Origin of the sequence: Cryptosporangium arvum DSM 44712, assembly GCF_000585375.1 — a bacterium.
Classification (GTDB): domain Bacteria; phylum Actinomycetota; class Actinomycetes; order Mycobacteriales; family Cryptosporangiaceae; genus Cryptosporangium; species Cryptosporangium arvum.
On record NZ_KK073874.1, the window covers coordinates 6,555,637 to 6,580,718 of the forward strand.

Genomic DNA, 25,082 nt, shown 5'->3' on the forward strand with positions numbered 1-25,082 from the left:
CCGTGACCAGACTGGGTAACCTCGGTCAATGGCGCGCTCGTACGACCTGGTCCTGTTCGGCGCCACCGGCTTCACCGGTGGCCTGACCGCGGAGTACCTGGGCACCCACGCGCCCGCCGGACTCCGCTGGGCCCTGGCCGGCCGCGACCTCGGGAAATTGGCCGAGGTCCGCGGCCGGCTCGGCCGTTCGGAGACCGAACTGCCACTGCTGCACGCCGACGCGGGGGACGCCGCGTCGCTGCGCCGGCTCGCCGAGTCGACCGGGGTGGTGGCCAGCACCGTCGGTCCGTACGTGAAGTACGGCGACCCGCTGGTGGCCGCCTGCGCCGCCGCCGGCACCGACTACACCGACCTGACCGGCGAGCCGCGTTTCGTCGACGAGACCTACCTGCGCCACCACGCGACCGCGGCCCGGACCGGCGCCCGGCTCGTGCACGCCTGCGGGTTCGACTCGATCCCGGCCGACCTCGGCGCCTGGTTCACCGTCCAGCAGCTGCCGGGCGGGCAGCCACTGCGCGTGGAGAGCTTCTACCGGGTCTCCGGACGGGCGTCGGCGGGCACCGTGCACTCGCTGGTGGGCGCGGTGGCCGACGCCGGCGCCGCCCGGCGCGCGGCCCGCGAGCGCCGGAGCCGCGAGTCGTCGCCGCCGGCCGCGCCGCTCCGGCTGCTCCCCCGGACCCACCCGGTCGGCCTCTGGACCGTGCCGATGCCGACGCTCGACCCCCGGATCGTCGAGCGGTCGGCGACGGCTCTGGGGTACGGGCCGGGCTTCACCTACGGGCAGTACCTGGCGTTGCCGTCGCCGGTGCACGTGGCCGGTGCGCTCGCCGGCACGGCCGCGATCACCGCGGCGGCGTCCTGGGCGCCGACCCGCGAGCGTCTGCTCGGCCGGTTCGCGTCCGGCACCGGGCCGACCGCGGAGCAGCGGCTCGCCGGGTGGATGTCGGTGCGGTTCAGCGGGGTCGCCGCCGACGGCACCCGGGTGCTGACCGAGGTCCACAGCGACCTGGACCCCGGTTACGCGTCGACCGCGATCATGCTCGCCGAGTCGACGCTCTGCCTGGCCCTCGACGAGCTCCCGCCCACCGCGGGGCAGGTGACCACCGCCGCGGCGATGGGCGAGCGGCTGGTCGCACGCCTGGACGCGGCCGGGATCACGTTCCGCGTCCGGAAGCGGTGGCCCCGGTCGGAGTAGCCGACGCGGTCCCGGCGGCCGCCAGACGTACCAGGAAACACGCGCCGGTCGGGCGGTTGGGCCGGTAGCCGAGCCCGATCCGGCCGGCCTCGGCGAGCGTCCGGACGATGTAGAGCCCGAGCCCGGTGCCGCGCTTGGTCGTCGCGACGCCGGTCTCGGCCCGGCTGAAGCGCTCGAACAGGTACGGGACGAAGTCGGCCGGGACGCCCTCGCCGTGGTCGCAGACCGCGAGTTCGACCGTGCCGCCGAGGTCGCGCGCGGTGAGGTCGAACGGCGGCGACCCGTACTTCACCGCGTTGCCGAGCAGATTGGTGACGATCTGCTGCAGGTGGCCGGGGTCGGCACGCACCCGGACACCGTCCGGCACCGAGATCGTGACGTCGAGCGCCTGGTCGGGCGGCAGCGTGACCACCGCGTCGCGCAGCGCCTCGCGCAAGGCGATCGGCACGACCTTGGGGGTGAGCACGCCGGCGTCGAGCTGGGCCACCGTGAGGATGTCCTCGACCAGCCCGTTCAGCCGCAACCCGGCCGCCTCGATACCCCGCAGGTACTGCTGTTTGCGCTGATCGGGCAGCTGCTCCCAGTCGTCGGCCAGGGTCTCGGTGTAGCCCAGGATGCCGGTGATCGGCTGGCGGACGTCGTGCGAGAGCATCGCGACGAAATCGGCCATCCGGTCCCGGGCGTCGGTCAGGTTGCCGTTGATCCGCTCGAGTTCGTCCGCGTGTTCGGCGAGCTGGGCCCGCGCCGCCGCCTCCTCGTCCTCCAGTCGCTTGCGGTCGGTGACGTCGACGACCTGCACGGTGAACCGCACCGGCGTGTTCTCCAGGTCGCGGTGGAGCGTGACGGTGGTGGCGCCGTGCACGACCCGCCCGTCCGCGTGCCGGTAGCGCTGCTCCCGGGTGAAGCCCGGCGTGGCCCCCGCGAGCGTCTCCCCCATCGCCGCCTCGGTGCCCGGCACGTCGTCCGGGTGCACGAGCTCGGCGAACGGGAAACCGGCGAGGGTGTCCGGCGGGCGTCCGAGCATCGCGCCGAACGCCCGGTTGGCCTGCTTGACCCCGCCGGCCAGATCGATCAGCGCCATCCCGGCGAGCGAGTGGTCGAACACGGTCCGGAACCGCTGCTCGCTCAGCCGGAGCGCGCGGCGGCTCCGTGAGCCGCGGGCCGAGATGAGCACCGCGATCAGCCCGACGGCGGCCGCCGAGACCAGCCCGACCCGTCCGCCGGTCGTGGCTCCGGCGAGCGGGCCGTAGAGCGAGTCGTCCGGCACGGTCGCGACCAGTCGCCAGCCGGTGCCCGACACCGGATAGCTGCTGAACGTCCAGCGTCGGCCCCCGGACTCGTAGGTGTCGAAGACGCGGCCGGCCGGGTGCTCGGTCAAGGCCGCGGCCATCGCCGGCTCCGCCGTGCCCAACGCCTTGTTCTTGCCGTTGACCGACCGGTTCGCCGCCACCACGCGGCCCGCACCGTCGGCCAGGTAGACCCGGTTGCCGGGAATCGTCAGCGCTTTGGTGAGGTAGGCCGAGAGCGGGCTGCGGGCGACCTCGACCGCGCCGGAGAAGACCCGTCGGCCGTACGGGGTGTCGTACGGCATCGCGAACGCGGTCACCGCGAGCTGCCCGCTGGCGGACGGCACGACCGCCGACACCGCCGGGACGCCGGTGCGCAACGCCGACTTGAGGTGCGTGTACTGCGGGAGGAGCAGGTTCGTACCGATCAGCGACGGATTCGGCGGCGCGACGTGCAAGGCCCGGCCCCGCGCGTCGATGAGCACCGCGGCGGGGTAGCCGAACGTCGTGACCGAACGCCGGAAATCCGCGTCGTCCACGGTCTTCGCGGCCAGGAACGTCGTCGCCTGCTTGCGCTCCCGGGCCAGCAGGTCCTGTACGTAGCTGGCCACGAACTGGCTGCCGAGCGACACCCGGACGTCGAAGCGCTGTTCCAGGTCGTCCCGGCTGGAGCGCTGCGCCCAGGACAACGTCGCCGCCACGACCGCGCAGAGCAGCAGCCACACTCCGACGGGCAGCACGACGTCCCGCGTCCGGGCCATCGACCCGGATTTCGCCACGCGCTTCACCGAAGTGAGTTAACCAGCTTAATTACGACAAAAACACCACCGCGATCGGCGAATCAGCGCTTGGCGTACCGCTCGAGCGTGCTGAGCACGTCGGCCGCCGCGGTACTCAGCGCGGCGAGCTCGGCGTCGGTGAACTCCCGCGGTTCCAGGCCGATCACGCAGTGGGTGCCGATCACCTGGCCGTCCGGCGTGCTGAGCGGCACCCCCGCGTAACTGCGGACACCCTGGTGCACGACGAGCGGGTTGTCGTGCTCCTCCGGGTCGCGGGACATGTCGGGGACGACCTGCGGACGGCCGGAGCGCACCGCACGCACGCAGAACGACCATTCGATCGGCACGTTCACGGCGTCGCCGTACCCGTCGAGGCCGTAACTGCCCCGGACGACCGCGGCCGAGTCGAGCATCAGGTTCGTCATCGCGATCGGCTGGCGCAGCCGCTCGGCCGTGCTCGCGGCGATCGCGTCCAGTTCGGCGACCAGGTCCGGGTCGGTGAGGTCGTAGCGGGCGAGCGCGCTCAGGCGGTCGAAGGACGAGAGCGCGTTCAGGTCGGCGTCGGTGATCCGCTTCACGGTGCACTGCTCCGCATCAGGGCGTAGGCGCTCGCCAGCCGGTCGTAGCTGGCGAGCCGGATCGCCAGCGCCTCACCGCAGAGCGCGGTGACCGGAGCCGCCGACCGCATGACGTCGAGCAGCCGCTCGATCGCCCCCGGTTCGGTCTCGGTACCGCTCAGCCGCGCGGCGGAGAGCAGTTCGGCCCAGATGCGGGACGCCTGCGGACCGTAGATCCGCTCCACCGCGCGCCGCGCCTCGGCCAAATCGGGTCGAGTCACCCCGGCCACCGCGTGGGAAGTCACAGCTTCTCCCATCGGCCGGGAAGTTCGGGAGCTGAGCGGTGCACACTGATCTCCGTGGCGATCTTCTCTCCCGGGTTCCAGGGCCGGCGGCGGTCGGCGACCGGCCTCCTCCCGCCCGGTCAGTACGAAACGAACGGCTTCCCGGTGCTCTCGGCCGGGCCGACCCCCCGGGTTCCGCTGGACACCTGGGAATTCACGCTGACGACCGAGGACGGTACGAGCCGCTCCTGGTCGTGGGCCGATTTCCAGGCGTTGCCGAAAGCGAACCCCACCGTCGACATCCACTGCGTCACCAAGTGGTCGAAGTTCGGCACGACCTGGGAGGGCGTGTCGCTCGACACGCTGCTCGACGGCGTGGACACCGCGGCCGCGCACGTGCTCGTGCACTCCTACGGCGGGTACACGACGAACCTGCCGCTGGCCGATCTGCGTGGCGGCAAGGCGTGGCTGGCCTTCGGCTACGACGGCAAGCCGCTGACCCCCGAGCACGGCGGCCCGGTGCGCCTGCTCGTCCCGCACCTGTACTTCTGGAAGTCGGCCAAGTGGGTGAGGCGGCTGGAGCTGCTGGTCACCGACAAGAAGGGCTTCTGGGAGCGCGCGGGCTACCACAACTACGGCGATCCGTGGCGGGAGCAGCGCTACGACGGGGACTGAGCGTCCGGAATCGAGGATCGCGGCCGGCACCAGCGGCACGGCGCGTTCCACGCGGTCGGCTTCCCGGCGCGTCCGTCCGTCGACGCGGGGCCGCGCCGGACCGGCCCGGTGGGCCACACTCCACGAATGCGACAAACCGGTTGTTCCGGAAGCAGGCGCGTCAGCCGGCGAACCGCGCTGGCGTTCGGGGCGAGCCTGCTCGCCGGGTGCCGCACCGCACCGGGCGGAGCCGGCGGCGTGGTCACCGGAGGAACCGTCGAAGCCGCCACCGAGGCGCTCCTGCGCGACGCCGGGACCTGCCGCCCGTCGCCCCAGCTGGCGCAGGGTCCGTACTGGTTCGACGTCGACCGGCTGCGTGGCGACCTCCGGGAGAACCGCCGCGGCACCACCCTGCGGCTCGCGCTCCGCGTCGTCGACGGCGCCGGCTGCGGACGGGCCCCGGTCCGGGACGCCACGGTGGAGGTCTGGCACTGCGACGCGTCCGGGCGCTACTCCGGCTTCGAGGGGCCGGAGCGCACCGCGCCGGCGAACCCGCCGCCCGGCTGGCCGAACACCCGGGGCGCCGAACGGCCGGCGGCCGACCCGACCGGCGACCCGATGGGCTACGACACCCGCACGTCCGACGGCTCCTACAGCTCCGGCGACGCCGAAACCCAGCCCTCCGACGACGCCACCTACCTGCGCGGGGCCCAGGTGACCGGCGCGGACGGCATCGTGCGGTTCACCACGATCTACCCCGGCTGGTACACCGGGCGGGCGCCACACGTCCACGCCAAGGTGTACCTCCGGCGCGGCACCGCGCTCAGCACGCAGCTGTTCTTCGACGACGCGACGAGCGCCGAGGTGTACCGCACGCCCCCGTACCGCCCCGGTGCGCCGCGCACCCGGACGGACCCGTTCTTCCGCGACTCCCTGCTGCTGTCCGTCCGCCCGCTCGGCGACGCCTACCTCGCCGCGACGAACCTCGGCGTCGATCTCCTCGACGTCCCGCCGGGCGCCCCAGGTACCCTAGGGGGGTAGAGTAGGTGCATGGCACACGCGTACATCGCCGACAAGGACGCCTACCTCAAACGGTTGCGGCGGATCGAGGGGCAGATCCGCGGGCTGCAGCGGATGGTCGAGCAGGAGGAGTACTGCATCGACATCCTCACCCAGGTCTCCGCCGCGACGAAGGCGCTCCAGTCGGTGGCGCTCGGCCTGCTCGACGAGCACCTCGCCCACTGCGTGGTCGACGCCGCACGCAACGGCGGCCCGGAGGCGGACGCGAAGGTCCGCGAGGCATCCGACGCGATCGCGCGTCTCGTTCGATCCTAGGAGAGTTCGATGTCCGTTTCGGCGACCTACCCGGTGACCGGAATGACCTGCCAGCACTGCGTGAACGCGGTGTCGTCCGAGGTCGGTGAGGTTCCCGGCGTGACCGCGGTCGACGTCGATCTGGCCGCCGGTTCGGTGACCGTGACCAGCGAGGCCCCGGTCGACGTCGCGCAGCTCCGCGCCGCGGTCGACGAGGCCGGGTACGTACTCGTGAGCTGACGCGGAGGCGCTCCCCCGGGCGATCAGGGCTGGCGCGGACACGTCTCGTCGGGGTCGACCTTCGCCATCAGCGTGCCGACCAGATCACCCAACCGCGCCAGCTCCTCCGGCGTCAGCGGGTCGACGACGAGCGAGCGCACCGTGGCCACGTGACCGGGCGCGGTCCCCACGACCTTCTCCCAGCCGTCCGTGGTGAGCACCGCGTTCGTCGCGCGACCGTCCTCCGCGCACGGTTCGCGCCGCACCCAGCCGCGGAGTTCCAGGCGCTTCACCACGTGCGACAACCGCGACAGCGAGCCGTTCGCCAGTTCGGCGAGCTGGCTCATCCGCAGCGTCCGGTTCGGAGCTTCGGAGAGCCGCGACAGCACCATGTACTCGAAGTGGCTCACCCCGGCATCACGCTGGAGCTGCGTGTCGAGCGCCGCGGGGAGCTTGATCAGCAGGCCGGCCAGACGCAGCCAGGTGCGCTGCTGGTCGGCGTCGAGCCAACGGGCATCGGATTCCACACCCCCAGTGTACGTCATAAGTTGACGCTTCAACTTTCGCGCCGTACGGTAGTTCAAGGTTCAACTATTTGAGGGGCGATCCCATGCACCCGTTCGACACGCACCTGGAGAAGACCGCGGCCGCGGCCCCGCACGCGCTCTGGACGCCCGACGACGGCCCGCTGCCCTCGCTCTACCTGAGCCACGGCGCTCCCCCGCTGTTCGAGGACGCGACCTGGATGGACCAGTTGTTCGCCTGGGCGCGGTCCCTGCCGAAGCCGAAAGCGATCCTGATCGTCTCGGCGCACTGGGAGATGGCTCCGCTCTCGGTGAGCAGCACCGAGGCGAACACCACGCCGGTCTACGACTTCGGCGGTTTCGACCCCCGCTACTACCGGATGCGCTACGACACTCCGGACTCGACCGACCTCGCGTCGCAGCTGCTCGCGGTGCTGCCGGACACCGAGACGGTCTACGAGCACCGCGAGCGCGGCCTCGACCACGGCGCCTGGGTGCCGCTCAAGGTCATGTACCCCGACGCCGACGTCCCGGTGCTGCAGATGAGCATCCCGACGCACGACCCGGCCCGGCTGCTCGCGCTCGGCACGCGTCTGCGGCCGCTGCGCGAGCAGGGCGTCCTGGTGATCGGGTCCGGCTTCATGACGCACGGCCTGCAGTTCCTGCGCGACTACTCGCTCGACGCGAAGGCGCCGGGCTGGTCGGCCGAGTTCGACGCGTGGGCCGCCGACGCGCTGGCCCGCGGCGACGTCGACGAGCTGGCGGCGTTCCGCGACCGGGCGCCCGGCATGCCCTACGCGCACCCGACCGTGGAGCACTTCACGCCGCTGTTCGTCGCACTCGGCGCGGCCGCGAACCCGGAGGCGCCGGTGACGACGACCGTCGACGGCTTCTTCCTCGGGCTGGCGAAGCGGTCGTTCCAAGCAGCCTGAGCGGCGTTCGCGCATCAGTGGTGGCCCTGATCCGCGAACGCCCTTTCGTCAGATGTGTCATCGGACGAACAGTCTGCACGTCGCGTCACCGATCGTCCCTGCCTGCGAAAACCTGGACTCTGTGCGTACGGCCAGAGAGACCCCGCGGCCGCCACCCCACTCGAGGAGTACGCACCATGACCGCCCGGACTCTCCGCCTGATGTTCGCCGCCGCTGCCGCCGCCGGCGTGTTCGCCCTCACCGGCTGCGGCACGATCACGATCTCGACCGACGACGCCACGCCGTCCGCGACGCCCTCGGGTGCCGCGCAGCAGCCGTCGAGCGCCGCCACCGCGTCCGGCGACGACGGTCAGGCCGCCTCCGACGGGCTCGGCACCGACGTCACCACGCTCAACCCGTGCACGCTGCTGACGCCCGCCGAGGTCAACCAGTTCACCGGGAGAGAGATCACCCAGATCGACAGAGACAACGCCACCGCCGGCACCACCCGGTACTGCCAGTGGCAGCTGGAGCAGGGCGTGCTCGTGCTGAGCCTGTCGCCGACCTCGGCCGACGACTTCGCGGTGCGCGACCCCGCCGCGCAGGACTTCGACGGCGTGGGCGACGAGGCCTTCACCAGCTCCGGCCACCTCTACGTCCGTAGCGGTGACCTCTCGATCGACGTCTACTCGACGAGCAAGGGCGGCGACGGCGGCAGCGCCGAGAACATCGCGGTCGAGAAGACCGTCGCCCAGCGCGTGATCGACCAGCTCTGACCGTTCGCCGGTGCCGGGCCGCCCCTTCCGGGGCGGCCTTTCTCAGTTCAGCAGGCCCCGGAGCAGCGCGGTGATCACGCGCTCGAAGAGTTCCTCGGCGCCCGGCCCGGTCCCCGGTCCGCCGCCGAACAGCGCCGCGAGGTGCGGATAGCGCTCCGGCGTGACGACCGCGGCCAGGTACTTCGCGGTCGCGGCCCGGCCGTCGGCCGTCGCGGCCGACCGCGTCGACAGCTCGTCGCGTGCGAACAGGCTGACGACGCCGCTCAGCATCGCCACCGCCTCGAGCTTCGCCTGCGCCGGCCGGTCGAGCACGCTCAGCGCGGCCAGCCCCTGCTCCAGATAGGCCACTCCGTTCGGCCCGATCCCGGTGGCGCCGGGGTGGATCTCGACCATCCACGGGTGACGCAGGTAGAGCGCGCGCAGGTCGTGGCCGATCGCGAGCGCGTCGGCGAGCCAATCGCCGCTCACCGGTTTCGGGTACGCCAGCTCGCCGGTGACCGCGTCGACCATCAGGTCGATCAACTCGTCCCGGGTGGTCACGTACCGGTAGAGCGACGCCGTCCCGGCGCCGAGCGCGCCGGCGACCTTGCGCATCGACACCGCGGCCAGCCCGGAGGCGTCGGCCAGGGCGATCGCCGCGGCGGCGATCCGCTCGCGGCTGTGCTCCGGCGCCGGTCCGTGCCCGGTGCGTTCGGGCCGGAGCCAGATCGGGTCGTTCATCGCACCTCCTTTGCGAACAGCGTACCCAGTCAGGTACAGTCGCTACTGCGAACACCGATCGCAGTAGAGGAGGCTCGCATGATCGACGCCCGCGACCTGGTGAAGACCTATGGGGACGTCCGTGCGCTGGACGGGCTCGACCTGACCGTTCCGGCGGGGAGCGTGTGTGCGCTGCTCGGTCCCAACGGCGCCGGCAAGACCACCGCGGTACGCGTCCTGACGACGCTGGCCACCCCCGACTCCGGGCACGCCACCGTCGGCGGGTTCGACGTCGTCGGCCGGCCGCACCGCGTGCGCGAACTGATCGGGCTGGCCGGGCAGCACGCGGCCGTCGACGACGACCTGACCGGGCGGGAGAACCTGGTCATCCTCGGCCTGATGCTGCATCTGGGCCGCCGCGGCGCCAAGCAGCGGGCCGACGAACTACTCGAACGGTTCGAGCTCACCGGCGCCGGCCACCGGCTGGTCAAGACGTACTCGGGCGGGATGCGCCGCCGCCTCGACCTGATCGCGGCGTTCCTGGTCGAACCCGCGCTGCTGGTGCTGGACGAGCCGACGACCGGCCTCGACCCCCGCAGCCGCCAGGAGATCTGGACGACGGTGGCCGACCGCGCCGCCGCCGGCACCACCGTGCTGCTCACCACGCAGTACCTGGAGGAGGCCGACCGGCTGGCCGACCAGGTCGTCATCGTCGACGCCGGGAAGGTCGTCGCCGAAGGCACGCCGGACGCGTTGAAGGACGCCCTCGGCGCGCGCGTCGACGTGGTGGTGGAGCACGCCGCCGACGCCGCGGCCGCCGCCACCACGCTCGAACGCTGGGCCACCGGGCCGCCGCTGATCGACGGCACCCAGGTCAGCGCGTCGGTGCCGGCCGGGGTCGTCACGCTGCCCGAGGTCGTGCGCGCCCTGGACGCCGACGCCCTGGCGGTGGCCGACGTGCGGCTGCGCCGTCCCACTCTCGACGAAGTGTTCCTCGACCGGACGGAGGCGGCGGCATGACGACTGCAGTGGTCGACGGGATGGCCGCGGCCGAGCGGGTGCTCACCCGGCTGCGTCACGATCCCTCCGGCATCGTGCTCACGCTGGCCGGGCCGCTGGTGCTGGTCGTGGCCTTCGGGTACATCATCGGGAGCGCGATCGACGTGCCCGGCGGCGGCTACCGGGCCTACCTGGTGCCCGGCCTGTTCGTCCTGATCGCGGTGAACATCGTTCCCCCGCTGGTGACGATGGTGCGCGACAACCAGCTCGGCGTCGTCGACCGGTACCGTTCGCTGCCGATCGCACGCAGCGCGGTGCCGTTCGGGCAGGCGGTGGCGACCGGCGCATACGGGCTGGTGAACTTCGTCCTGATGGGACTGCTCGGGCTGCTGGTCGGGTGGCGGATCGAGCGCGGGGCCGGCCGGGCGCTGGCCGCGCTGGGGTTGCTGCTGCTGGTGCAGTTCGCGATGACCTGGGTCGGGCTCTACCTCGGGCTGGTCGTGCGCAGCCAGGAGGCGGCCGGGCAGCTGTCGCTCGTCGTGCTGCCGGTCTCGATGGTGTCGAACGTGATGGTGCCGACCGGCGGGATGCCCGGCTGGCTGCGGGCGGTCGCGGAGTGGAACCCGGTGAGCGCGCTCGGGCAGGCCGTGCGTGAGCTGTGCGGGAACCCGCTCCCCACCGAGTCCTCGGCCTGGCCGCTGCAGCACCCGGTCGCGGCGTCACTGCTGTACGCGGCCGTGATCCTCGCGATCTTCGTACCCGCGACCACCGTGCGGTTCGCCCGGCCGCGTTAGCTCCACAGCGCGACGTGGACGGGTGGGCGGCGGGGGGTGGCCGGGGCGGAGCCGGGCGGGGCGAGCATCGCGGCGGTGGCGCCGGGCGTCGTCACGAACTCCTGCAGCGCACGGGCCGCCGTGCTCGCCCGGCTCCGCCCGAGCACGGTCGCGTACCAGAGCCCCTGCACCGGCGTGCCGGGCAGCGGTAACCGCACGAGCGTGCCGAGCCGCAGGTCGGCCCGCACGACGTGCCCGAGCGCGAGCATCACCCCGTCGCCGGCCCGGGTGGCGTCGATGGCCTCGGTCTCGGTGGGGAAGCGGACGAGGTCGGGCCAGCTGGGCAGACCCGCCAGCCACCGCCCTTCCTCCGACAGTTCTTCGAGACCGGCCGGGCCGGTCAGCCAGACCTGGCGGAGCGGCTCCGCGCGGGGTGAATCCGCGACCAGAATGCGCTGGTAGCGCAGGAACGGCACCGCGTCGAGCGAGTCGCCGGCCGCCGGGCGCGGCCCCAGCACGACGTCGGCGACGCGACGCACCAGCGCGTCGGCGAGGTCGGCGCCCTCGAGCACCACGAGGTCCACTTCGCAGTCCGGCAGGCGCCGGGTGAACGCGTCGAGCAACGCGCCCGCCGCGTGTTCGCCGAAGTCCGCGGTCGCGGCCACCCGCAGCGACCGGGTGGCGGTGACGGTCTCGGCCACCTCGCGCCGGGCCTGGTCGGCGAGCCCGACGATCTCCTCGGCGTGCACGGCCAGCCGCCGCCCCCCGGGCGTGAACGCGATCCCCCCGCCGGCCCGCACGAACAGTGGATCGCCGAGTTCGGCCCGCAGCGCCGCGACCGCCGCCGAAACGGCCGGTTCGCTCACCCCGAGTTCCGCCGCGGCCGCGCGCAGCGAGCCCAACCGGACGACCAACGCAAACGTTCGCAACTGGCTCAGGGTCATCGCCGACACCTCTTAACCGTTCGCTTATGACGACCTTGACACTTGTAAACGCTGGTAACAAGGTCGGGTTCGGATATCCCCATCCCTCGATGTGGAGGCACCTAGGTGCAAGTTCCCGCTCCCTTTGACTACGCCCGCGCGGAGAGCGTCGAGGACGCGCTGGCCCTGTTACACACGCACGGCCCGGAGTCGCGGGTGATCGCGGGCGGGCACAGCCTGCTGCCGATGATGAAGCTGCGGCTCGCCCGACCCGAGTGGCTCATCGACATCAACGATCTCTTCGAGCTGGACTACCTGGTCGAGGACGGAGGGACGGTCCGCGTCGGCGCGCTCACCCGGCACGCCACCCTGCTCAACTCCGACCTGATCGCGCGGCTGTTCCCGATCGTCACCGACGCCGAGAAGGTGATCGCCGACCCGGTCGTGCGCAACCGGGGCACGATCGGCGGCTCGCTGTGCCAGGCCGACCCGGCCGAGGACCTGTCCACGGTCTGCGAGGTCCTGCGGGCCGAGGTCGTCATCCGCGGCCTGGACGGCGAACGGGTCGTCACGATGGAGGAACTGCACCGCGGCCCGTACGAGACCGCGGTCGCGCAGGACGAGCTGCTCACCGAGGTGCGCTTCGCCGTCCGGCCCCGCACCGGCAGCGCCTACGAGAAGGTCGAGCGGCGGGTCGGCGACTGGGCGGTGGCCGCCGCCGGCGCGTCGGTGACGCTCGACGAGACGGGGGCGATCGCGGACGTGGCGATCGGGCTGACCTCCGTCGGGCTGGACGGGCGCACCGCGACGCGCTCCGAGGACGCGCTCCGGGGCGAGCAACCGACCGAAGCCGCGTTCGCGGCCGCGGCCGCCCTCGCCGCCGAGGACTGCGACCCGGTCGCCGACCAGCGCGGACCGATCGACTACAAGCGGCACCTCGCCGCCGAACTGACCAAACGCGTGCTCCGGCGCGCCGTGGAACGGGTGCGCTGATGCAGATCACGATGACGGTCAACGGCACCGAGGTCACCGCCGAGGCCGAGCCCCGCACCCTGCTGGTGCACTTCGTCCGGGACACGCTGAAGCTGACCGGCACCCACTGGGGCTGCGACACCAGCAACTGCGGCACGTGCGTGCTGCTGATGGACGGCGAACCGGTGAAGTCGTGCACGGTGCTGGCCGCGATGGCCGCCGGGCGGGAGATCCGGACGGTCGAGGGCCTGGCCCAGAACGGTGAGCTCGACGTCGTCCAGCAGGGATTCATGGCCGAGCACGGGCTGCAGTGCGGGTTCTGCACGCCGGGCATGATGATGACCGCCCGCGCTCTGCTCGACCGCAACCCCGAGCCGGACGAGACCGAGATCCGCACGGCGATCTCCGGCCAGATCTGCCGCTGCACCGGTTACGCCACGATCGTCCGATCCGTCCAATGGGCGGCCAAGAACGGGGCAACCGCATGACGGTCACCGAAACCAACCCCGCCGCGACCGACGAGAACCGCCCGATCGGCTTCGGGCGCCTCCAGCGCAAGGAGGACCCGCGCTTCATCCGGGGCAAGGGCCGCTACCTGGACGACATCGTGCTGCCCGGCATGCTCCACGGCGCGATCCTGCGCTCGCCGGTGGCCCACGCGAAGATCGTCTCGATCGACACCACCGAGGCGCTGGCCCACCCCAAGGTCCTCGCGGTCATCACCGGCACCGACCTCGAAGGCCTCAACCTGGCCTGGGCCCCCACGCTGTCCTCCGACGTCCAGGCCGTGCTCGCCACCGACAAGGTGCGCTTCCAGGGCCAGGAGGTCGCGTTCGTCATCGCCGAGGACCGGTACGCCGCGCGCGACGCGCTCGAGCTGATCGACGTCGACTACGACGTTCTGGAACCGGTCATCGACGTCCGGAAGGCCCTGGACGCGGACACGCCGATCATCCGCGACGACATCGCCGACAAGGCCGACAACCACATCTTCGACTGGGAAGCCGGCGACGCCGCCGAGACCGACGCGGTGTTCGAGACCGCCGAGGTCGTCATCAGCGAAGAGGTCATCTACCCGCGGGTGCACCCGGCGCCGATGGAGACCTGCGGCGCGATCGCCGACTACGACCCGATCGACGGCAAGCTGACGCTCTACGAGACCACCCAGGCACCGCACGCCCACCGGACGCTGTTCGCGCTGGTCGCCGGGTTACCGGAGCACAAGATCCGGGTGATCAGCCCCGACATCGGCGGCGGCTTCGGCAACAAGGTCGGCATCTACCCCGGCTACATCCTGGCCGTCGTCGGCTCGATCGTCACCGGCAAGCCGGTGAAGTGGGTCGAGGACCGCTCGGAGAACCTGATGTCGACGTCGTTCGCGCGCGACTACATCATGAAGGCCGACGTGGCGGCCACGCGCGACGGGAAGATCCTGGCCGTGCGCACGCACGTCATCGCCGACCACGGCGCGTTCAACGCCAGCGCCAACCCGACCAAGTACCCGGCCGGGTTCTTCCACATCTTCACCGGCAGCTACGACCTGCAGGCCGCGTACTGCAAGGTCACCGGCGTCTACACGAACAAGGCGCCGGGTGGCGTCGCGTACGCGTGCTCGTTCCGGGTCACCGAGGCCGTGTACCTGATCGAGCGGATGGTCGACATCGTCGCGGCCAAGCTCGAGCTCGACCCGGCACAGATCCGGCTGAAGAACTTCATCCGGCCGGAACAGTTCCCGTACGCGAACAAGACCGGGTGGGAGTACGACTCGGGCGAGTACGAGAAGACGTTCCGCCTGGCGCTCGGCAAGGCCGGCTACGACGAGCTGCGCGCCGAGCAGGCCTCGAAGCGCGAACGCGGCGAGCTGATGGGCATCGGGATCAGCTTCTTCACCGAGACCGTCGGCGCGGGGCCGCGTCGCCACATGGACATCCTCGGCCTGGGCATGGCCGACGGCGCCGAGGTGCGCGTGCACCCGACCGGCAAGGCCGTCGTCCGGCTGAGCGTGCAGACCCAGGGCCAGGGCCACGAGACGACGTTCGCGCAGATCGTCGCCGAGGAGATCGGCATCCCGCCCGAGGACATCGAGGTCGTCCACGGCGACACCGACAACACGCCGTTCGGCCTCGGCACCTACGGCAGCCGGTCGACGCCGGTCAGCGGCGGCGCGGTCGCGCTGGCCACCCGCAAGGTGCGCGAGAAGGCCAAGCACATCGCCGCGGCGATGCTCGAGGTGCGTCCCGAGGACCTCGAATGGGAGAAGGGCCGCTGGTTCGTCGCCGGTGACCCCACCCAGGGCAAGACGATGGCCGAGATCGCGATGGGTGCGCACGGCACCGTCGAACTCCCCGAGGGCATCGACGGCAACCTGGACGCCGAGGTCACGTACAACCCGCCGAACCTCACGTTCCCGTACGGCGCGTACATCTGCGTCGTCGACGTCGACCCGGGCACCGGGTACGTGAAGGTGCGCCGGTTCATCGCGGTCGACGACTGCGGTACGCGCATCAACCCGATGATCATCGAGGGCCAGGTGCACGGCGGGCTGACCGACGGCGTCGGCATGGCGTTGATGGAGTTCATCGGGTTCGACGAGTCCGGCAACTGCCTCGGCGGGTCGTTCATGGACTACCTGATCCCCACCGCGATGGAGGTGCCCGACTGGGAGACCGACTTCACGGTCACCCCGTCGCCGCACCACCCGATCGGTGCGAAGGGCATCGGGGAGTCCGCGACCGTCGGTTCGCCGCCGGCCGTGGTGAACGCGGTCGTCGACGCACTGGCCCCGTTCGGCGTCACGCACCTGGACATGCCGTGCACCCCGGACCGGGTGTGGGCGGCGATGCAGGGCCGGGCGACCCCGCCGATCTGATGAGCATCCTGTCTCGCGCCGAAGAGCTCACCCGGGCTCGGAAGCCGTACGTGAAAGCCACCGTCGTGCGCGCGGGCAAGCCGGCCAGCGCGCACGCCGGTGACACGGCGCTGGTGCTCGCCGACGGAGCCATCGAGGGCTTCGTCGGCGGTACCTGCGCGGAGTCGTCGGTGCGGGTGCACGCACTGGCCGCGCTGGAGGCCGGCGACCCGCTGCTGCTGCGGATCTCCGCCGGTGCCCCGTCGACACTCGTCGAGGAGGGCGCGGTCACGGTCGCGAACCCGTGCCTGTCCGGCGGCAGCCTGGAGATCTTCCTGGAACCCCGAAAGCCGGCCCCGCGGCTCGCGGTGATCGGCGACACCCCGATCGGGGTGTCGCTGGCCGCGCTGGGAGCACCGCTCGGGTTCGAGGTGTCGGCGTCGATCGACGGTGCCTCGGCCGTCGTCGTGGCCTCCCACGGGCGCGACGAGGAACCGGCGCTGGAGGCCGCGCTCCGGGCCGGTGTGCCGTACGTCGGGCTCGTCGCCTCGCGCAAGCGCGGCGCGGCCGTCCTCGCGTCGCTCGAGGTCGGCGAGGCCGAGCGCGCACGGGTGCACTCCCCGGCCGGGCTGGACCTCGGCGGGCGCTCCGCGCCCGAAATAGCCCTGTCGATCCTCGCCGAGATCGTCGCTCTCCGTTCTCAGGCCGACGCCGAGCCGCGAACCACCGCGGGCGACGCTCCGGTGCCCGGTACCACCGCCGCTCCCGGCGGCTTCGTGACCGTTCCGGCGGGCACGGTGCCGATCGCGGTGATCGACGCTCCGGCCACCGCGATCGATCCCATCTGCGGGATGACCGTGGCGATCGTTCCGGGAGCGATCCAGGCCGACGGCGAGTACTTCTGCGCCGAGGGCTGCAAGCGCCGGTTCCTCGCGGGTCGCGGGTGACCCCCGGGGCCGCGCGGGCCGGCGCGTCCCAGGAGGTGGCAAACGTCTTCCCGGACGTGGACGCGCTGGCCGGCGCCCTCGACACCGCGGGTTATGTCGTCGACCCCGGCCTGGCGACCGCGCTCTTCCTCGCCGTCCGGCTCCCCCAGCCGGTCCTGCTCGAGGGCGAGCCGGGCGTCGGCAAGACCGAGGCCGCGAAGGCCCTGGCCCGGGCCCTGGACACCCCGCTGATCCGGCTGCAGTGCTACGAGGGCATCGACGCCTCCGAAGCGCTGTACGAGTGGAACTACCCGCGCCAGATGCTCGCGATCCGGATGGCCGAGGCCCGCGACGAACGACTCGCGGAAGCCGACCTGTTCACCCGCGACTACCTGCTGCGGCGACCGCTGCTCGCCGCGCTGGAACACCGGGGGCCCCGCCCGGCGGTGCTGCTCGTGGACGAACTGGACCGGGCCGACGACGACTTCGAGGCGTTCACGTTCGAACTCCTCGCGGAGTCCTCGGTGACGATCCCGGAGCTCGGCACGATCACCGCGGACCGGCCGCCGATCGTCGTCCTCACCTCGAACCGCACCCGGGACCTGCACGACGCGCTCAAGCGCCGCTGCCTCTACCACTGGATCGACTACCCGTCGCCCGAGCGCGCGGCCGAGATCGTCCGGCGGCGCGTGCCCGACAGCGCGCTACCGCTGACCCTGGAGGCCACCGCCGCGGTCGCCCGGATGCGCGGGCTCGACCTGGAGAAGCCTCCGGGCATCGCGGAGACGATCGACTGGGTGGCCGCCCTGACGCTGCTGAACGTCCCCCACCTGGACGCCGTGGCGTCCGGCACGCTCGGCAGCGTGCTGAAGAGCCGCGACGACCTCGACGTGGTTCGCGGCCAGGGGTTGGCCTGGCTGACGGGTTCCGGCCGTGCCTGATCCCGGGCGCGGTGCCGGGCCTGATCCCGGGCGCGGTGCCGGGCCTGATCCCGGGGTTCGGGCGGGGATCAGGGCCGGGGACCGGACCCGGGCCCGGGCCGAGGCCGGGGGCGGGCGCGGGGTGGTCGTCCGGCCGGGGGTGGTGGCGGTGCGGTTCGTCGAGGCGCTGCACTCCGGCGGGGTGCCCGCGGGCACCGACCGCGCGGCGCGGTTCGCGGCGGCGTTGCGGCTGGTGCCGCCGGTGACCCGGGATCGGCTGTACTGGACCGCCCGAACGACGCTCGTCGCCGACGCCGAGCAGCTGCCCGCGTTCGACGCGGTGTTCGACCGGATCTTCGGCGACGACGCCCCGCCCGTCGACCTGGCCGATTCCCGGGGTGACCCCACCGCGCCACCGCTGCCCGACGTCCCGAACGAGACCAGGCCGGCGGCGGCCGACAACCGCCCCGAGGAGCGAGGTGTCTCCGGGGCCGGCGCGTCGTCGTCGTCCGGAGGTGGCGACGGCTCGCCCCGGGCGGTGCCCGCGCTGGCCTCGGCGACCGAGCGGCTCCAGCACACCGCGTTCGCCGAGCTGTCGGAGTCCGAGGTGGACGCCGTCCGGCACCTGGTCCGGCGCCTCGTCCTCGCCACCCCGCAGCGACGTACGCGCCGCTCCCGGGCGTCGACCAGGAACGGCGAGCGGATCGACGTCCGCCGCACCGTCCGGAACGCGCGGAAGACCGGCGGGGATCCGGTCGCACTCGTGCACCGGCGCCGCCGGCGCCGGCCGCGGCCACTGGTGCTGCTGTGCGACGTGTCCGGGTCGATGGAGCCGTACACCCGGGTCTTCCTCGCGCTGCTGCACGGCTCGGTGACCGGTGCCCGCGCCGAGGCGTTCGTGTTCTCCACCCGGCTGACGCGCCTGACCCGCCCGCTCGCCCGCCGGGACCCCGACCTGGCGCTGCGCCGCGCCGCCGAGGCCGCCCCGGACTGGGCCGGCGGGACGCGGCTCGCGTCGTCGCTGCGCACGTTCCTCGACTCCTACGGCCGGCGCGGGGCCGCCCGGGGCGCGGTCGTCGTGATCCTGTCCGACGGCTGGGCGCAGGACGAACCGTCCGACGTGGCCGCCCAGATGGCGCGGTTGCGGCGGCTCGCGCACCGGATCGTCTGGGTCAACCCGCGGAAGGCGGCCACCGGTTTCGCGCCCAAGGTCGGCGGGATGGCCGCCGCACTACCCTTCTGCGACGCGTTCGTCAGTGGGCATAGCCTGGCCGCACTGGACGAGGTCGCCGCGGCGGTTTCGCACCCATCGAAAGGATTGTTGTGATGCAACTCGACAGCGCGTTCGACGTGAGAGCACCGATCGACCAGGTGTGGTCGACGCTGATGGACTTCGAGCGCGTCGCGGCGTGCCTGCCCGGTGCGCAGGTGCTCAACACCCTGTCCGAGGATGCGTACCAGGTCGGCATGAAGGTGAAGCTCGGGCCGGTCACCATGCAGTACAAGGGACAGTTAGAGGTCGTGGAGCGGGTACCGGAGGAGCACCGGGCGGTGCTGCGCGGCAAGGCCAAGGAGGCCCGCGGCCAGGGCACCGCCGAGGCGACGGCACGGCTGGCGCTGACGTCGGACGGGGAGACGACACGCGGCACGGTGTCGGCGGACGTGAATCTGTCCGGCCGGGCGGCGGCGATGGGGCAAGGGGTCATCAACACGGTGACCGAGCAGATGATGACGCAGTTCGCGACGAACCTTCAGGCGATGCTGGAGGCGGGTAACGCTCCGGCGGGGGGCGACTCGGCGTCCGACGGGGTGACTTCGGCCGGTGCCGACGCTGGTGTCGCTGCGGGCGGTCAGGGTGCTGTGGATGGCGCGGCGGCCGGGGCCGATTCCGCACGGGCCGATTCCGCACGGGCCGATTCCGCACGGGCCGATTCCGCACGGGCCGATTCCGCCGGGGCCGGGGCGGTTCCGGCGAAGAAGGCGGCTCCGCGGAAGCGGGCCGCGGCGAAAGCGACCGGCGACGTGGCGGCCGCCAATGGGGCGGCGGTGACCGCTGCGACCGCTGCGGCCGGTGCCGCACCAGCAGTGGTCCCCCCGGTTTCCTCGACTCCTGCGGCTTCCCCGGCTTCCTCGGACTCGGCTTCCTCGGACTCGGCTTCCTCAGGCTCGGCTTCCTCGGCGAGCGGGGGTTCCGCGGGGACGACCGCGCGGGCGGTGGCCGCCGACGGTGGACCGCTGCCGAGCGCCCCCGGCACCCGCCCGGTGCCGGCCTTCGTCCCGGCCGACGACAACGCGCTCGACGCCGTCGCTCTCGCGAAGGCCATCGCGGAATCCCAGCTCCGCGAGCCCAAGAAGGCCCTGGGCCTGCTCGCGATCGTCGCCCTGCTGGCCTACCTCTTCGGCAAGCGCCGGGGCCGCAAGGCCGCCGCCTGACCCCCGAAATTGTCGTACCCCTGTTCTAAAGTGGTGACAGTGGCCGCCGGTCGGTAGCCACTGTCACCACGACGGAGGGACGGCTCATGACCCCCCAGATCACCGTCAACGAGCAAGCCAACCCCACCCGCCTGCTCGCCCGCCGATCCGGCGAACCCTGGACCGACGACGAGTACTCCAGCGTGGTCGCCGCCCTCGCCGCCGACATCAGCGTCGAGCAGCTCGCGGAAGAACTGCAGCGCACGCCCGGCGCCGTCCGAGGCGCGCTCCGGCTCCTCACGCCACCCGCACTGGGCCTCCGCGGCGCCGCCGCCGAGAACTGGCTCCGCGAGCAGCTCACCGCCTCCACCGGCTACGACTGGCGAGCCTCCCGGCGCGCCCACAGCAACGGCACGTACTGGACGCCCTCCGCCGACGACGTCCTGGTCGACGGCTGGCGCCGCAGCACCCCGCTCGGCGAGCTGGCCGCCACCGTCGGCGCCACCGAGCTCCACACGCACCGTCGCCTGGTGCAGCTCCACCTCTCCCACAGCGTGCTCGACACCGTCAACCGGCTCGGCTGCACACCGGGTGGCGACCTCGAGGCCCGCTACCTGGTCGCGCGCGACGAGTACCGCTCCGCGGTCTGGGTCCTCACCATCGACGGCCTGGTCGATCAGTACGGCACGGTCACCGACCACGTGAGCGTCCACTCCAGCCGGGGCTCCGCCGCGATGACACTCGAACGCCTCACCAACACCCACCGCTTCACCGCCACCGCCCGCCGCCTCTCCCTCCCCGCCGCCCGCTGGCGCCTGGTCGGCCGCGGCCTCGACACCGCCGCCTACGGCCTCGGCCACCCCGACACCGCCGGCGAAATCCCAGCCCACCGAGCCGCCTGACCACCCGCGCCGCCCGCCCCACGCGGGCGGCGCACCACCCCCGCGCACCAACCCCCGCGCACCAACCCCCGCGCACCAACCCAGGCGCACCATTCCCGGCGCACCACCCCCGGCCCGCACCCCCCACGCCGCAGCGGGCAGCGCAACCACGCCCTCCTCGGCGCCGCCGCGCTCCCGGTCGAATTTCTTCTCCTCGTCCCCATCGGTGAACAGTCCCTCGACATAGGTCAATCGCTGCGGTGGCTGACGCCCGCGTGGGCGGCGTGGGCGGCCTGGGCGGCCTGGGCGGCCTGGGCGGCGTGGGCCGCGTGCGCCGCGTGCGCCGCGTGGGCGGCCTGGGCCGCGTGCGCCGCGTGGGCGGCCTGAGCCGCGTGGGCCGCGTGGGCGACCTGAGCCGCGTGGGCGGCCAGGGCGGCCAGGGCGGGTCGGTGGGAATCAGCCGGAGGCAGTGGTCGCTCACGTCCGCGAACGATGGGCAGACCACCGGTCCGAGGCGCGCCAGAAGCACGGAGCCACTACCGTGGCCAGCCAAGCGGGACGGTCCGCACGAGTCGAAGGAGCGCACCGGTGAGCACCTCGCGGCACGATCACGTCGGTATCGACGACGCTCGCATCGAGGACCTGGGCGGCGGACTCTTCGCCTACATCCAGCCCGATGGCAGCTGGTTCATCAACAACACCGGCTTCCTCGTCGGCCGGGATGGCGTCACGCTGGTGGACGCCTGTTCCACCGAGCGGCGCACCCGCGCGTTCCGGGACGCGGTCACGACGGTCACCGACCAGCCGATGCGCGTGCTCGTCAACACGCACAGCCACCCCGATCACACCACCGGGAACGCGCTCTTCGCGGAGGCGGCGATCGTCGCGCACGAGGCCACGCGCGACGACGTGAAGCGTGGCTTCCCGCCGCTGAACGGGATCTGGGATCCGGTCGACACCGGGTCGCTGCCGCCCGCTCCGCCCTTCCTCACCTATCGCGACGGCGTCACGCTCTGGGTGGACGACCTGCGCTGCGAGGTGAAGCACGTCGGTCTGCCCGCGCACACCACGAACGACTCGATCGTCTGGGTGCCGGAACGGTCCGTGCTCTACGCCGGGGATCTGGTGTTCGCCGGGGGCACACCGTTCCTGATGTCCGGGTCGGTGGCCGGCTCGATCCAGGTGCTCACCGACGTGATCGCACCACTGAACGCCACCACGATCGTCCCGGGGCACGGGCCGGTGTGCGGACCGGAAGTCATCACCGACGTGCTCGAGTACCTGCGGTTCGTCCAGGACACCGCGCGCGCCGCGAAGGACGCCGGGCTGTCCCCGCTCGACGCCGGGCGCGAGACCGACCTCGGCCGGTTCGCCGAGTGGACCGACCGCGAGCGCATCGTCGGCAACCTCCACCGCGCCTACGCCGAGCTCGACGGCGCTGCGCCGGGCGCGCCCCTGGACATCACCCAGGTGCTCACCGACATGGTCACCTACAACGGGGGCCGACCGCTCACCTGCTACGCCTGATCACGCGGGGTCGTGGCCCCAGTTCATGAGCGAGTAGCGCCACGGGGTCTCACGCACGTCGCCGGAGGGACGTTGCGCCAGGTGGCGACGCACGTAGCCGACGACCTTGCGCATGTGGGCGTAGTCGGCCTCGGTCAGGTCGGCCTTCTTCGAGCGCAGGATCGTCACGATCGTGCGGCCCGAGTCGTGCCCCACCGACTCACCGCCGGACTTTCCCTTCGGGGCGCCGACCGACTTCGACTCGTCACTGTCGAGCCACTTCTCGAGCGTGGCCGGCGCCATGTTCACAGCGCCCCTGAACTCGCGCCAGGTCTCCTGGTCGTCGCTGGTTTTCGTCGCCATCGAGTCCTCCTGGGGCGAAACGTCCCTGGAAGCCTCGGCTACCCGACGAGTCCTGATTTACGCCGACGCGCGGGTGACCAGCCGCACCGGCAGCATCTCGCGCACCGGTTCGCCGCCCGAGAGCATCTCGAGCAGCGCCGCGACCAACCGGCGGCCGAACGCGCTCACCGGCTGGTGCACGGTGGTCAGCGGCGGTTCGGTCCAGGCGGCGATCTCCTCCAGGTCGTCGAACCCGATCACCGCCACGTCCTCCGGCACCCGCAGCCCGGCCCGCCGGAGCACACCGATCGCCCCGGCCGCGGTCAGGTCGCTGGCGGCGAACACGGCGTCCAGCGACGGCACCCGCTTGAGCAGCTCGCTCATCGCCCGCTCGCCGCCGGCCCGGGTGAAGTCACCGTGCGCGATCAGCGCCGGGTCGGGCTCGCCGAGCGTGTCCCGGTGCTCGGCCAGCACCGCCTGGTATCCGTCCAGCCGCTCGACGGCCGCCCGCTGGTCGAGCGAGCCGGTGATCGTCGCGATCTGGCGACGACCGAGCCCGACGAGGTGCTCGACCGCGAGCCGGGCCCCCTCGCGCTGGTCGACGTCGATCGAGCCGGCGGCGGTGACGTCGTCGCCCCAGGGACGTCCGCCGAACATCACCGGGATCGGCAGGTTGCGCAGAGCGGGCAGCAGCGGGTCGGTGCGGTGCACCGACAGCACGATCGCGCCGTCGACGTGGCCCCCGGCCAGGTACGCCGCGATCCGGGCGTGGTCGTTCTCGCCGCCGGTGAGCAGCAGCACCGGCTGACGCCCGGCGTCACCGAGTTCGCGGCTGGTCGCGAGGATCAGCCGGGACAGGTACGGGTCGGTCATCACCATGTTCGACGGCTCGCCGACGACGAGGCCGACGGCGTCGGTGCGCCGGGTCACCAGGCTGCGCGCGACCGGGTTGGGGACGTAGCCGAGCGTCCGGATCGCGTCCTCGACCCGTGCCCGCACCTCCGGCCCGACCTTCGACGACTCGTTCACCACGCGGGACACCGTCGCCCGGGACACACCCGCGAGTTCGGCCACCGCGTCCAGCGTCGGACGCGGTCCCCAGCCCGAACGGGCCCCGTTCGCCACCTGTGTCACCCCTGGTATCAGCGCCCACTGCACGCGCGCTTATCGTCTCATCGCGACAGTCACGGGACAGGAAGCCACCCGAGGGTGGAGCGAGGCCCTAGAGAGCGCTTTCTCGTGTCGCCCGACACAGTATCGCGCAACCGTGTGTGCGCAGCCGATACCACCGAAACCGTCCGGAAACCCGGGTGCGCTTGAACCCCCGGTAGGCCGTGTGCGTACCCAGGGTAGGCGGCTGCGGCAGTTCCGGGGGTGGCCGCCCTGTTCGAGGAGGATTCACCGGTGAAAACACTCCGGATGGCGTCCTTCGGTGCGCTCCTCGGGGTCCTGGTCGCGCTCGGTCTGCCGGCGGGGGTCGCGTCCGCACACGGAGCGCTCACCGCCCCCGTCTCGCGGACGGCGGCGTGCGGCACCGAGGGCGGCTCGTCGGCTCGATCCGCGGCGTGCCGGGCGGCGGTCGCGGCGAGCGAGCCGGGGGCCGCCGCGCAGTGGGACAACCTGCGGGTGGCCGACGTCAACGGCCGCGACCGCGCGGTGATCCCCGACGGCAAACTCTGCAGCGGCGGGCTCGCCCGGTACGCGGGGCTCGACCTGCCGCGCACCGACTGGCCCACGACGAAGGTGACGCCCGGCGCGAAGTTCACGTTCCGGTACCGCACCACGATTCCGCACGAGGGCACGTTCCGGATGTACGTCACCAAGCCGGGCTACCAGCCGGGCAAGGCGCTGCGGTGGTCGGATCTGGAGACCGCGCCGTTCCTGTCGATCACCGATCCCCGGCGGGCCGACGGTTCCTACGTCCTGCCCGGTCGCCTGCCGGTCGGGCACGCCGGGCACCACCTGATCTACACGATCTGGCAGAACTCCAGCACGGCCGACACCTACTACTCCTGCTCGGACGTCGACTTCGCCGCGTCGATCGGCACGTCGAAGACCGACGAGGCCCGCCCGGAAGCGCCGGCGTCGCCCGTGGTCGACGCGGGGCGCGCCGCCGGAGCACCGAGCGCGCCCGCCGCCGGCGGCTCGGCCGACACCGCCTCCCACGACACCGAGGAACACGACACCGAGGAACACGCGCACGGGGACGCCGTCGACGAGATCGACACCTCCCCCGTCGCGGCGCAGGAACCCGCCGGCCTGATGAACAGCAGCCGCTGGCCGCTGATCGCGGGAATCGGCGCGCTGCTCGCGGTGATCGGAGCCATCGGCCTGGTCGCGCTCCGCTTCCGCCCCCGCCCCCGCCACCGCCGGGGGTAGGGC

Annotated in this window: 27 protein-coding genes; 19 read left to right on the plus strand and 8 right to left on the minus strand. The window is 72.6% G+C overall.

All coding sequences use genetic code 11. From position 1 onward, the window contains the following. The first annotated feature begins 28 nt into the window (after nt 1-28). The gene (locus tag CRYAR_RS30080; protein WP_035856691.1) at nt 29-1,195 is read left to right on the plus strand and encodes a saccharopine dehydrogenase family protein; all 1,167 of its coding nucleotides are present in this window, start codon (nt 29-31) and stop codon (nt 1,193-1,195) included. Here CRYAR_RS30080 and CRYAR_RS30085 read toward each other — a convergent pair. The 3 genes from CRYAR_RS30085 to CRYAR_RS30095 all read right to left on the minus strand — a co-directional run bounded on the left by CRYAR_RS30085 (nt 1,155) and on the right by CRYAR_RS30095 (nt 4,098). Next, nucleotides 1,155-3,260, minus strand: coding sequence for a sensor histidine kinase (locus CRYAR_RS30085; RefSeq protein ID WP_157018175.1), 2,106 nt, complete (start codon nt 3,258-3,260; stop codon nt 1,155-1,157). The genes CRYAR_RS30080 and CRYAR_RS30085 overlap by 41 nt on opposite strands. Nucleotides 3,261-3,322: 62 nt before the next feature. Next, nucleotides 3,323-3,838, minus strand: a complete 516-nt coding sequence (locus CRYAR_RS30090; protein WP_211247708.1) for a GAF domain-containing protein — start codon at nt 3,836-3,838, stop codon at nt 3,323-3,325. Further along, nucleotides 3,835-4,098, minus strand: coding sequence for a hypothetical protein (locus CRYAR_RS30095; RefSeq protein ID WP_157018177.1), 264 nt, complete (start codon nt 4,096-4,098; stop codon nt 3,835-3,837). The genes CRYAR_RS30090 and CRYAR_RS30095 overlap by 4 nt, the downstream gene beginning before the upstream one ends. Nucleotides 4,099-4,176: 78 nt before the next feature. Between CRYAR_RS30095 and CRYAR_RS30100 the strand changes: the two genes are divergently transcribed. The 4 genes from CRYAR_RS30100 to CRYAR_RS30115 all read left to right on the plus strand — a co-directional run bounded on the left by CRYAR_RS30100 (nt 4,177) and on the right by CRYAR_RS30115 (nt 6,309). After that, entirely contained in the window at nt 4,177-4,776 is a 600-nt protein-coding gene (locus CRYAR_RS30100) for a sulfite oxidase-like oxidoreductase (protein ID WP_035856695.1), read from the plus strand. A gap of 126 nt (nt 4,777-4,902) precedes the next feature. Next, nucleotides 4,903-5,796 (plus strand): peptidase associated/transthyretin-like domain-containing protein, encoded by an 894-nt coding sequence (locus CRYAR_RS30105; RefSeq protein WP_063725789.1) that lies wholly within the window; start codon nt 4,903-4,905, stop codon nt 5,794-5,796. Between the two features lie 9 nt (nt 5,797-5,805). Continuing rightward, nucleotides 5,806-6,090 (plus strand): metal-sensitive transcriptional regulator, encoded by a 285-nt coding sequence (locus CRYAR_RS30110; protein ID WP_035856696.1) that lies wholly within the window; start codon nt 5,806-5,808, stop codon nt 6,088-6,090. A gap of 9 nt (nt 6,091-6,099) precedes the next feature. Beyond that, entirely contained in the window at nt 6,100-6,309 is a 210-nt protein-coding gene (locus CRYAR_RS30115; RefSeq protein ID WP_035856697.1) for a heavy-metal-associated domain-containing protein, read from the plus strand. A gap of 23 nt (nt 6,310-6,332) precedes the next feature. Here the strand turns inward: CRYAR_RS30115 and CRYAR_RS30120 are convergent, their stop codons facing one another. Then, on the minus strand, nt 6,333-6,815 hold the full coding sequence (locus CRYAR_RS30120) for a MarR family winged helix-turn-helix transcriptional regulator (RefSeq protein WP_211247709.1): 483 nt from the start codon (nt 6,813-6,815) through the stop codon (nt 6,333-6,335). 83 nt (nt 6,816-6,898) lie between these two features. On the opposite strand from CRYAR_RS30120, the gene CRYAR_RS30125 reads away from it, so the two are divergent. Together CRYAR_RS30125 and CRYAR_RS30130 are read left to right on the plus strand one after the other, a co-directional pair. Then, nucleotides 6,899-7,744, plus strand: coding sequence for a DODA-type extradiol aromatic ring-opening family dioxygenase (locus CRYAR_RS30125; protein ID WP_035856699.1), 846 nt, complete (start codon nt 6,899-6,901; stop codon nt 7,742-7,744). A gap of 176 nt (nt 7,745-7,920) precedes the next feature. Then, nucleotides 7,921-8,499, plus strand: coding sequence for a DUF3558 family protein (locus tag CRYAR_RS30130; RefSeq protein ID WP_035856700.1), 579 nt, complete (start codon nt 7,921-7,923; stop codon nt 8,497-8,499). 42 nt (nt 8,500-8,541) lie between these two features. Here CRYAR_RS30130 and CRYAR_RS30135 read toward each other — a convergent pair whose 3' ends face one another. Beyond that, nucleotides 8,542-9,219 carry a TetR/AcrR family transcriptional regulator gene (locus tag CRYAR_RS30135; RefSeq protein WP_035856701.1) on the minus strand — a complete coding sequence of 226 codons (678 nt, stop codon included), beginning with the start codon at nt 9,217-9,219 and terminating at the stop codon, nt 8,542-8,544. Between the two features lie 78 nt (nt 9,220-9,297). Here CRYAR_RS30135 and CRYAR_RS30140 point away from each other — a divergent pair, with 78 nt between their 5' ends. Together CRYAR_RS30140 and CRYAR_RS30145 are read left to right on the plus strand one after the other, a co-directional pair. After that, complete coding sequence (locus tag CRYAR_RS30140) at nt 9,298-10,218, plus strand: daunorubicin resistance protein DrrA family ABC transporter ATP-binding protein (protein WP_035856702.1); 921 nt, start codon at nt 9,298-9,300, stop codon at nt 10,216-10,218. Then, on the plus strand, nt 10,215-10,991 hold the full coding sequence (locus tag CRYAR_RS30145; protein ID WP_035856703.1) for an ABC transporter permease: 777 nt from the start codon (nt 10,215-10,217) through the stop codon (nt 10,989-10,991). The genes CRYAR_RS30140 and CRYAR_RS30145 overlap by 4 nt, the downstream gene beginning before the upstream one ends. Here CRYAR_RS30145 and CRYAR_RS30150 read toward each other — a convergent pair. Beyond that, complete coding sequence (locus CRYAR_RS30150; RefSeq protein ID WP_035868069.1) at nt 10,988-11,914, minus strand: LysR family transcriptional regulator; 927 nt, start codon at nt 11,912-11,914, stop codon at nt 10,988-10,990. The genes CRYAR_RS30145 and CRYAR_RS30150 overlap by 4 nt on opposite strands. 105 nt (nt 11,915-12,019) lie before the next feature. On the opposite strand from CRYAR_RS30150, the gene CRYAR_RS30155 reads away from it, so the two are divergent. From CRYAR_RS30155 to CRYAR_RS30195, 9 genes are all read left to right on the plus strand, one after another. Further along, nucleotides 12,020-12,886, plus strand: a complete 867-nt coding sequence (locus tag CRYAR_RS30155) for an FAD binding domain-containing protein (RefSeq protein ID WP_035856704.1) — start codon at nt 12,020-12,022, stop codon at nt 12,884-12,886. Continuing rightward, on the plus strand, nt 12,886-13,353 hold the full coding sequence (locus tag CRYAR_RS30160; RefSeq protein WP_035856706.1) for a (2Fe-2S)-binding protein: 468 nt from the start codon (nt 12,886-12,888) through the stop codon (nt 13,351-13,353). Before CRYAR_RS30155 ends, CRYAR_RS30160 begins: the two co-directional genes overlap by 1 nt. Next, complete coding sequence (locus CRYAR_RS30165) at nt 13,350-15,734, plus strand: aerobic carbon-monoxide dehydrogenase large subunit (RefSeq protein WP_035856707.1); 2,385 nt, start codon at nt 13,350-13,352, stop codon at nt 15,732-15,734. The genes CRYAR_RS30160 and CRYAR_RS30165 overlap by 4 nt, the downstream gene beginning before the upstream one ends. Beyond that, on the plus strand, nt 15,734-16,660 hold the full coding sequence (locus tag CRYAR_RS30170; RefSeq protein WP_035868080.1) for an XdhC family protein: 927 nt from the start codon (nt 15,734-15,736) through the stop codon (nt 16,658-16,660). Before CRYAR_RS30165 ends, CRYAR_RS30170 begins: the two co-directional genes overlap by 1 nt. Continuing rightward, nucleotides 16,657-17,580, plus strand: a complete 924-nt coding sequence (locus tag CRYAR_RS30175; RefSeq protein ID WP_084701111.1) for an AAA family ATPase — start codon at nt 16,657-16,659, stop codon at nt 17,578-17,580. Before CRYAR_RS30170 ends, CRYAR_RS30175 begins: the two co-directional genes overlap by 4 nt. Next, nucleotides 17,573-18,886 (plus strand): vWA domain-containing protein, encoded by a 1,314-nt coding sequence (locus CRYAR_RS30180; protein ID WP_211247710.1) that lies wholly within the window; start codon nt 17,573-17,575, stop codon nt 18,884-18,886. The genes CRYAR_RS30175 and CRYAR_RS30180 overlap by 8 nt, the downstream gene beginning before the upstream one ends. Next, nucleotides 18,886-19,992, plus strand: a complete 1,107-nt coding sequence (locus tag CRYAR_RS49205; protein ID WP_211247711.1) for an SRPBCC family protein — start codon at nt 18,886-18,888, stop codon at nt 19,990-19,992. Before CRYAR_RS30180 ends, CRYAR_RS49205 begins: the two co-directional genes overlap by 1 nt. Before the next feature lie 86 nt (nt 19,993-20,078). Next, a complete protein-coding gene (locus tag CRYAR_RS30190) occupies nt 20,079-20,873 on the plus strand; it encodes a hypothetical protein (RefSeq protein ID WP_035856709.1) in 795 nt (264 codons plus the stop codon). A gap of 567 nt (nt 20,874-21,440) precedes the next feature. Continuing rightward, nucleotides 21,441-22,379 (plus strand): MBL fold metallo-hydrolase, encoded by a 939-nt coding sequence (locus tag CRYAR_RS30195; RefSeq protein ID WP_051571127.1) that lies wholly within the window; start codon nt 21,441-21,443, stop codon nt 22,377-22,379. On the opposite strand, the gene CRYAR_RS30200 is transcribed toward CRYAR_RS30195, so the two are convergent. Together CRYAR_RS30200 and CRYAR_RS30205 are read right to left on the minus strand one after the other, a co-directional pair. Further along, nucleotides 22,380-22,721, minus strand: a complete 342-nt coding sequence (locus CRYAR_RS30200; RefSeq protein WP_035856710.1) for a DUF3140 domain-containing protein — start codon at nt 22,719-22,721, stop codon at nt 22,380-22,382. It abuts the gene before it with no gap. A gap of 57 nt (nt 22,722-22,778) precedes the next feature. Continuing rightward, nucleotides 22,779-23,825: a LacI family DNA-binding transcriptional regulator gene (locus tag CRYAR_RS30205; RefSeq protein ID WP_035868103.1), complete on the minus strand. Its 1,047-nt coding sequence runs from the start codon at nt 23,823-23,825 to the stop codon at nt 22,779-22,781. A 279-nt stretch (nt 23,826-24,104) separates the two neighbouring features. Here CRYAR_RS30205 and CRYAR_RS30210 point away from each other — a divergent pair, with 279 nt between their 5' ends. Next, a complete protein-coding gene (locus CRYAR_RS30210; RefSeq protein WP_211247712.1) occupies nt 24,105-25,079 on the plus strand; it encodes a lytic polysaccharide monooxygenase auxiliary activity family 9 protein in 975 nt (324 codons plus the stop codon). The last annotated feature ends 3 nt before the right edge of the window (nt 25,080-25,082 follow it).